The organism is Kribbella sp. NPDC006257 (assembly GCF_040613535.1).
Lineage (GTDB): Bacteria > Actinomycetota > Actinomycetes > Propionibacteriales > Kribbellaceae > Kribbella.
On sequence record NZ_JBEXSJ010000005.1, the window covers coordinates 293,389 to 301,819 of the forward strand.

The following is an 8,431-nucleotide window of genomic DNA, read 5'->3' on the forward strand; positions in this document are numbered from 1 at the left end:
ACCCAGGGGAGAACAACTGTGAACGCACCACGTCCCGAATACCCCCGCCCACACTTCGAGCGTTCGGATCGCTGGCTCACCCTGAACGGCGAGTGGGACTTCACCCGCGACCCCGCTGGGTTCAGCGATGGCGAGGTCGCCGAGACCATCGTCGTACCGTTCCCCTGGGAGCACCCCGACTCCGGTGTGAACGCGCATTGGTTGCCGACCGCCTGGTATCGCAGGCAGATCGAGCGGCCCGAGGAGTGGGCCGGTGAACGGACCATCCTGCATTTCGGCGCCGTGCATCACCACGCGACTGTCTGGGTCAACGGTGAACAGGCGGTCGAGCACGAAGGCGGCTATCTGCCGTTCGAGGCCGACATCACCGACCTGCTGGACGACGCGGGCGCCGGCGAACTCGTCGTCCGCGTGGACGCACCGACCGACAAGCGGTTCATCCCGCATGGCAAGCAACGCAGCATGCCCGCCGACGACTACGACGGTTGTGCGTTCACTCCGTCGAGCGGGATCTGGCAGACAGTCTGGCTCGAGCCCCGGCCGACGGCGTACATCTCCCAGTTGTCCCTCCGCCCGACCCCACTGCTCGACGGCATCGAGGTCACGGTCACCGGCCCCTCTCCGATCCGGATCGAGATCCCCGGTGTCGTCGTCCGCGAGTACGACGAATGGCCGGGAACCGCGATCCTTCCGATCGCCGAGCCGCGGTTGTGGAGTCCCGACGATCCCCACCTGTACGACGTGATCGTGACCGCCGGCGAGGACGTGGTCCGCGGATACACGGGTCTACGGAAGGTCGAGTGGCAGGGCAGCAATCTGACCCTGAACGGCGTACCGACGTACGTGCGAGGCGTGCTGGACCAAGGATTCTGGCCGTCGGGTGGTCACACGGCGCCGAGCGACGAGGCCTTGCGGCGCGACCTGGAGCTGGCGCGCGCAGCCGGATTCAACCTGGTCCGCAAGCACATCAAGCTGGAGGACCCGCGCTGGCTGTACTGGGCCGATCGGCTCGGCGTGATGGTCTGGGCCGAGCCCCCGTCGACCGGCCGGTTCGCTCCCGGGGCCGTCGCCGCCTTCGAGCAGGTGACGGCCGGAATGGTTGCCCGGGACAACAATCATCCGAGCATCGTGATCTGGGCCGCGTACAACGAGGAGTGGGGCCTGGACTGGGACGTGCCCGGTGATCCCGCGAAACAGGACGCCGTACGCCGGGCGTACCGGCTCCTGCGGTCCGCCGATCCCACCCGGCCCGTGGTCGACAACTCGGGCTGGGCGCACGTCGAGACAGACCTGGTCGACTGGCACTACTACGACGACAGCGTCGGAAACTGGGCCGCGGTGATCGACCGGTTGATCAACACCGCGGATGGCGCCTTTCCGGTGCGGCTAGGTCCGGATCTTGTGCTGAACAAGGAGATCGCGGCCCCGGGATTCGATCCGTCGGACAAACCTCAGCTGAACGGCGAGTACGGCGGTGGCTCGACAAGTGTCGAGCGCGGCTGGCATCTGCGCTGGCAAACCCAAGAACTCCGCCGTCACCCCCGCAACGCCGGCTACATCTACACAGAGCTCTACGACGTCGAACACGAGACGGTCGGGATCTACACCTACGACCGGCGCTCGAAGGACCTCGGCGGCACCGTCGCGGCCGACGTCCACGCGGAGACCACGCTGATCGTCGACCTCACTCCGGAGGCGCCCGGTCGCGACGTCGTACTGGCTGACGACCCGGTGACTGTTCCGGTGCGGATCTCGCATCACGGGCAGGAACCCTTGCTCGGAACGCTGCACTGGCCCGGCGGCTCCGCACCGGTCGATGCCAAGCCGTTCACCGTCACCGATCCGATCGAAGTCGCGGTCTCGCAGCCCGGCCGTCTGCAGCTGTGGATCACCGACTCCGCGGGCGCCGTCGTCGCCCGCACCTTCCTGGACATCACTTCGCACTGACCCTCGCTCGGCTCATCCGCCCGTCGTAGGAGGTTTCATGTCCATCCGTCGATCGTTGGTTGCCCTCGGCATCCTCGCCGCGAGTCTGGTGGCGGTCCCGGCCGCCACCGCCGCACCGCCGGGCCAGATCCTCTACAGCCCGAACCTCAACACCGTCCCGAACGCCGACGCCAGTTACCCGCGGGCGATCCGGCTCGACCACGACGGCAATGCCGGCCGGACCGTGCTGGCGACGTTTGCCCGGCGCAACGAAGCCGGTGCTGCCAACTTCCCGATCTTCCGCAGTACCGACGGTGGTGCCACGTTCGGCGGCACACCGATCAGCACGATCACCTCCCACACGGCCGGCTGGGACCTCGGTGCACCGGTCGTCTACGAGGTGCCCCGGACCGCGAACGGACTCAACCAGGGTGACCTGCTCGCGGCCGGTACGGCGTGGGACGAAGGCAACTTCACCGCACAGAAGATCGAGGTCTTCAAGAGCACCGACCACGGCGCCAGCTGGCAGTACCTGTCGAACTGCACACAGACCAGCGGGCAGCCGAACACGATCGGGCAGGGGATCTGGGAGCCATGGTTCCTGCTCGCACCGAACAACACGCTGGCCTGCTTCATCTCCGACGAACGCCCGGCCGGATCGCCCACCAACAGCCAGCTCATCGGCCACTACACGTCCACCAACGGCGGCATGACCTGGAGCGGCAGCATCACCCCCGACGTCGCTTTCCCCGCCGATAACCTGGCCCGGCCGGGCATGTCGATCATCACCGCGCTACCCAACGGCCAGTTCCTGATGAGCTACGAACTCTGCCGTGACGCGACCGACGCCGACCACGCCTGCGCGGTGTACATCAAGACCAGTGCCGACGGCCTCAACTGGGCGCCGACCAACGACGCCGGCACTTTGGTGCAGACCAGCGACGGTCGCCATCTCCTGCACACGCCATACGTCGCCTGGCTGCCTGGCGGTGGCCCGAACGGCACGTTGCTGATGTCCGGGCAACGCGTGGTCACCGGACCGACCGGCAACAAGGCGGTGATGGCGGAGTCCGGATCGGTGCTGTTGGCAAACACTTCACTCGGTAGTGGCAACTGGACCGAGCTCGAAGCGCCGGTCAACGTCAACCCCACCGGCAGCTATGGTCCTGGTGCTCCGGGCTGCCCGGGTTACAGCTCGCCGATCGTCCCGTCGATCAACGGTACGTCGTTCCTCTACCTGGCCGCGACCTGGCTCGGCACCGGGAACCAGTGCCAGGTCCGCTTCGGTACCGGACGCGTCGGCGGACCGACCGGCGCGATCACCGGACCGGCGGGGGCCGGCAAGTGCGTGGACGTCGATCACAACACGGCAGTCAGTGGAAACGCCGTACAGCTGTGGACCTGCGGCGGCACACCGGGACAGCAGTGGACGATGATGGCCGACGGCACCATTCGCTCCTTCGGCAAGTGCCTGGACATCGTCGGCAACGGTACGGCGAACTCCACCAAGGTGCAGCTCTGGGACTGCGGACCAGCCGGCGGCCAGCAGTGGCGACCGCAAGCCAACGGAGCACTGCTCAACCCACAGTCCGGTCGTTGCCTGGACAGCCCGAGCGGTGCGACCGCGGACGGCACCGACCTGCAGATCTACGACTGCAACGGCCTCGATCCACAGAAGTGGAACCTGCCTGGTTTCCCGACCGGCCCGATCACCGGACCGGCCGCCGCCGGCAAATGCGTCGACGTCGACACCAACACGCCGACGAGCGGGAACGCCGTACAGCTATGGACTTGTGGCGGCGTACCGGGTCAGCAGTGGAGTGTCGGGACGGACGGCTAGATCCGTGCCTTCGGCAAGTGTCTGGACATCGTCGGCAATGGTACGGCGAACTTCACCAAGGTGCAGCTCTGGGACTGTGGCACCGCCGGCGGCCAGATCTGGCAGCCACAGGCCAACGGCTCGCTGCGGAATCCGCAGTCAGGTCGCTGCCTGGACAGCCCGAACGGCGCGACCGCGGACGGCACCGACCTGCAGATCTACGACTGCAACGGCCTCGATCCACAGAAGTGGAACGTCCCGCTTTAGGACGGGTGACTACGCTGGACCTGACACTGACGTGAGGGGCGGTTCGATGCGCATCGGAGAGTTGGCGAGCAAGGCAGGGGTAAGTGTCCGGTCGCTCCGGTACTACGAAGAGCAAGGTTTGCTCACCAGCTCGCGCAGTCCCTCAGGTCAGCGTCAGTACACCGACTACGACGTCGAGCGGGTCATCCTCATCCAGCGCATGTACGCCGCGGGCTTGTCCAGCCGCACCATCGTCGAGGTGATGCCCTGCGTGGACACTCCGAGCGAGGAGAACTCCGACGCCGCGCTGACGCGTCTCACGATCGAGCGTGACCGGATCTCCGAGCACATCGACGACCTGATCCGCACCCGCGATTCCCTCGACGTACTGATCGAGAAGAACCGCGATCATCGCTCGACGCTGAACCGCTCCACCGCAACCGTTGGCTGAACCCCGTCCCTGTCCTTACGCGGACAGGGACGGGCCGTAGAACTCGAGCGGGTCGCGGGACAGGGATGCCTTGACGTTGGCGCTCCACTCGTCGACGACCACTTCCAGCTTGCCGGCCTCGACGGCGTCAAGTGTCGCGCGGACAACGTCGGCCGGGTCGATCTTGGGGCCTTCGTAGTCGGCCATCATGTCGGTGTCGGCCGCGCCCAGGTGTACGCCGGTCACCAGGGTCTGCTGTTCGGCGAGTTCGAGACGGACGCCGTTGGTGAGGCTCCACTCGGCGGCCTTGGCGGCGCCGTAGGCGTTGGCGCCGTCGAAGGAGAACCAGGACAGCGCGGAGAGCACATTGACGATCGCGCCGCCGCCGTTGGCCGCCAGTACCGGGCTGAACGCCCGGATCATGCCGAGGGTGCCGTAGAAATGGGTCTCCATCTCCAGCCGGATCTTGTCCAGGTCGCCGGTGACCAGGTTGGTGTTGGTGGTGATACCGGCGTTGTTGATCAGCAGGTCCACGTCGGTCGCGGCCGACGCCACTGCGGCGACCGACGCCGGGTCGGTGATGTCGAGCCGCAGAGTCTCGACGCCCGGGACGTCGATGGACGCGGGGGTGCGGGCGGTGGCGTACACCTTGCTCGCGCCCCGTTCCAGCAGAAGCCTCGCGAACTGCCGGCCGATGCCGCGGTTGGCACCCGTGACGAGTGCGACGGAACCAGAAACCTTCACATTGTCTCCTTGATAGGACCTTCTTTCACGCTAAACGCTGACATTGACGTCAGAGGCAAGTCTTGTGAGTGGGATCACTCGGTAGCTGCTTGCTGCGGTACGCGGAGGTGGCGGGGGAGCGGTCTCGGAAGCCTGCTCGTCCGGCGATTGTGTCGGTGGAGGCGTTCACTGCCGTGCAGCTAGAGCAGCGAAACGACGCGCGCGGGGGAAGTCGGCTGGTCGTCGCAGTCTCGACGCCGGATCTCCACCAAGCGGGTTCACGCGCGGTTGCGAGATCTGTGAGCGAAAGATGGAGCGGCGGCCACGCGCCGGGGACACGATCTACTGCCGATGCAATGCGCGGACCCCGGAGAAGGGCACGGCTGAGGCGACCTTGTCCCGATCTCCTTCGGGAGGCCTGTCAGCGCCAGATTCCTACGTCGACCAGCACTGCGATATTTGGCTCGTCTGCGCTGGAGCGGGGGAGGGCTCGACCACGCTTCTTTGCCGACAAGAGTTCCGCGGCATCAGGTGACACGCACCGGAGGCGCCAGAAGAACCCCCGCCACCGAAGGCGGTGTCCGATCAGCGGGCTCAACAGAAGAAGCCGGCACCGTGAGGGTCCCGGCCTTGAGTGTGTCCGAGGGCGAACACGCACCTTAACCACACGCCTAGAGCTCGACCCGGAACGTTCGGCCGAACCCCCTAGCCGCTGAATTCCAGCTGAGACTGACCATCATTTGTCAATGTTGCGCCGAATCCCTTACACGTAACGGATTCCGAGGATGCTTGTTGCGCGTAAGTTCTCATCGGCAACCATCCTCTCGCGCTGATTGAGGTGCGTAAGGAGGTGGGTCGTTGGACAACGTTCCGGGTGCACCGTCGGACTGAGGTGTACGCCCAGACCGGCTGGGGCCTGACCCGTGACTGTCGACTACGACATGAGTCGACGACTCAGTTGGTGCCGCTCACCCACAGTGCAGCTGCCTGCTCGAAGTCATCTCTGGCAGCCGCCTGTCGCCTAGTCGCTCGCCGCACGCGCTGGCGCTGCCACCTACGGACGATCGGTAATCGACCCCGTCGTCAACTGCCGGCGGCACTAGCCACTCCACCAACTGCCTGAAGATGAGCGGTCTCATTGGTTCAGCTGCGATATGTCCTGCGAGTCACTGCACGGACCTGGGAGGTTCGCCAGGCGGTGCTGCAGCGGAGACGTGCGCGAGACCGCTGACGAAGGTGAATGTCTCGTGGTTGGTGCGCCCGACTCTGCCGGGGTGCCGGCACCACGCAATTTCACAGCGTGCCGCGGATCCCAGCGCTTCGTATGTCTGCATTCGCGACGTCCGTTGGCGCGGTCTGGAGATCCGCAAACGGCGCCGACGCTTGCTAAATGAGGCCCGTCGGCACACGGAAACCATCGCGACAATCGCGACCGCTTCACCTCGGTCGGCCCTGAACGCCACGGACGCCGTTCGCGGCGGGTGAGCAGGCGCTGCTCCTACTCAGCGACGCGCGAGGGCACGAGTATGCGCATGTTCTGTCCGGGTTGAGTGCTTGCCGCCGGACGCGGTTTGGGCAGACCGGTGATCGGGACGATCTGGACTGGGCGGTCGCGGCATCACGGCAGGCTGTCGAGCTGACGTCGGACGGCGATTCCTCGGTGTGCGGGCGGCTGACAAATCTCGCGGTGTGTCTGCTGAGCGTGTACGAGACGACCGCGCACGCGGCGAGTCTGGACGAGGCTGTCCGGGTCGGTCGCCGGGCGGTCGAGCAGACGAACTCCGGGCCGGTTCCGCTCGCGACCGCGGCGACGAACCTGGGAAACGTGCTGCTGACCCGGTTCGAACTGCGGTCGGCGCCGTACGATCTCGACGACTCGGTAGCGGCCGCGCGGCGAGCCGTAGAGCTGACGCCGGCGGACAGCCCGTTCCGGGTGGCGCGGTTGTCGAACTTGGCGAATGTGCTGCGGGAGAAGGCGTTCCGCGGCGTAGAGGGCGCCGCGGACGAGTCGGTGAAGGCTGCCGAGCTGGCAGTTGGTGCGGCGGAGCCGGGCGATCCGATGTTGCCGGGCTTCTGGTCGAACCTCGGGCTGGCGCTGAGCACGCGGTGCGACGTACACGCGCGTGGCGAGGACCTGGACCGGTCGATCGAGGCGTTCCGGGAGGCGGTCCGGACGGCCGAGGGGAGCGAGCAGGACGCGTTGATGTACCGGTCGAATCTCGGGATGGCGCTTCGGCAACGTGGGGTCGCCAACGATTCACCGGCAGACCTTGACGAGGCGATTGCGGTCCTGGAGGCGGTGACGGCTGCGGACTGGGGCGGGCATCCGGACTCGGCGCCATTCCTTTGGGGTTGGGGAACGCGTACGCCAGCCGGCTCGATCGGTCCCAGGATCCGGCCGATCTGGCGGCGGCGTTGTCGACCTGGCGCCGGGCAGCCGAGGTCATTGGATCCAGCCCCGCGGTCAAGCTGCAGGCCGCACAATCGCTGGGCGATACCGCCATGGCGAACGGTGACGGGACTGCGGCGGCGTCCGGCTACGGCGCCGCGATCGAGCTGTTGACGTCAGTGGTCTGGAGAGGCCTGAACCGGGTGGCACAGGAACAACTCCTCATCGGCCTCCGCACCCTCGCCGCTTCCTCAGCCGCCGCCGCGGTCGATCCGCGCTTCGGCACGCTGGGAGATCTGGTCGAGTTCATGGAGGTCGCGCAGGAGCGCGGCCTGCGCCTCCTGCTCGACCTACCGTTCAACCACACGTCCAACCAGCATCTCCACGTCGAGGCAATAGAAGACCGCGTGCTTCCACCACAGCTCAGTCGATATCGAATTCATTCGGCGGAGACCTCTGCGTTGTCAATCATGACCGGCCAGCAGACTCCGTCCGGGAAAGTTGCCTCGTCGACATGGCACGGTTCCTCTCGTCCAGGTGGCAGTCCGGTACCAAGATCGCCGTTGACCAATGCACCGATTCTCTGGTGATGCCGGCATAGCGAGCAGCACGGTAGAGACCGCGGTCAGTCGGCTTTGCCGGCAGCGTCGGCGATGATGCCGGTGGCAACGTCTCGCAGTTTGACGTTGCCCGCCTGGGAGGTGCGGACCAGGAACGCGAACGCGCGGTCGGCGTCCAGCCGGTAGCGTTCCATCACGATGCCGATCGCCTGCCCGATCAGTTCGCGGGTCGACAACGCTTCCTGCAGGGTCTGGTCTTGGCGTGACCAGCCCAGCGCTACCGCCGCGAGGTCGGCGAACATCTCGCCGAGCTGGCGGGTCTCGCCGTCGATCGCGTG

8 protein-coding genes are annotated in these 8,431 nt (G+C 66.5%); 6 read left to right on the forward strand and 2 right to left on the reverse strand.

What is annotated here, in order from left to right:
* Positions 1-18 precede the first annotated feature (18 nt).
* The 4 genes from ABZ004_RS09260 to ABZ004_RS09275 are packed head-to-tail and all read left to right on the forward strand — an operon-like array spanning position 19 to position 4,442.
* On the forward strand, positions 19-1,947 hold the full coding sequence (locus ABZ004_RS09260) for a sugar-binding domain-containing protein (protein WP_355679280.1): 1,929 nt from the start codon (positions 19-21) through the stop codon (positions 1,945-1,947).
* A 37-nt stretch (positions 1,948-1,984) separates the two neighbouring features.
* Positions 1,985-3,766: a ricin-type beta-trefoil lectin domain protein gene (locus ABZ004_RS09265; protein WP_355679281.1), complete on the forward strand. Its 1,782-nt coding sequence runs from the start codon at positions 1,985-1,987 to the stop codon at positions 3,764-3,766.
* A gap of 21 nt (positions 3,767-3,787) precedes the next feature.
* Positions 3,788-4,012 (forward strand): RICIN domain-containing protein, encoded by a 225-nt coding sequence (locus ABZ004_RS09270; protein ID WP_355679291.1) that lies wholly within the window; start codon positions 3,788-3,790, stop codon positions 4,010-4,012.
* Positions 4,013-4,058: 46 nt separating this feature from the next.
* Entirely contained in the window at positions 4,059-4,442 is a 384-nt protein-coding gene (locus tag ABZ004_RS09275) for a MerR family transcriptional regulator (RefSeq protein WP_355679282.1), read from the forward strand.
* 15 nt (positions 4,443-4,457) lie between these two features.
* Here ABZ004_RS09275 and ABZ004_RS09280 read toward each other — a convergent pair whose 3' ends face one another.
* Positions 4,458-5,165 (reverse strand): SDR family oxidoreductase, encoded by a 708-nt coding sequence (locus tag ABZ004_RS09280; RefSeq protein ID WP_355679283.1) that lies wholly within the window; start codon positions 5,163-5,165, stop codon positions 4,458-4,460.
* Between the two features lie 1,525 nt (positions 5,166-6,690).
* On the opposite strand from ABZ004_RS09280, the gene ABZ004_RS09285 reads away from it, so the two are divergent.
* Both ABZ004_RS09285 and ABZ004_RS09290 read left to right on the forward strand, forming a co-directional pair.
* A complete protein-coding gene (locus tag ABZ004_RS09285; protein WP_355679284.1) occupies positions 6,691-7,707 on the forward strand; it encodes a hypothetical protein in 1,017 nt (338 codons plus the stop codon).
* Between the two features lie 29 nt (positions 7,708-7,736).
* Positions 7,737-8,123 (forward strand): alpha-amylase family glycosyl hydrolase, encoded by a 387-nt coding sequence (locus tag ABZ004_RS09290; RefSeq protein WP_355679285.1) that lies wholly within the window; start codon positions 7,737-7,739, stop codon positions 8,121-8,123.
* A gap of 35 nt (positions 8,124-8,158) precedes the next feature.
* Here the strand turns inward: ABZ004_RS09290 and ABZ004_RS09295 are convergent.
* Positions 8,159-8,431 (reverse strand): ANTAR domain-containing protein (locus ABZ004_RS09295; protein ID WP_355679286.1); only part of this gene is annotated, 273 nt, incomplete at its 5' end.

Coding starts and splice junctions, on each gene's coding strand:
- ABZ004_RS09265 (WP_355679281.1), top strand. CDS start 1,985: ATGTCCATCCGTCGATCGTTGGTTGCCCTCGGCATCCTCGCCGCGAGT.
- ABZ004_RS09275 (WP_355679282.1), top strand. CDS start 4,059: ATGCGCATCGGAGAGTTGGCGAGCAAGGCAGGGGTAAGTGTCCGGTCG.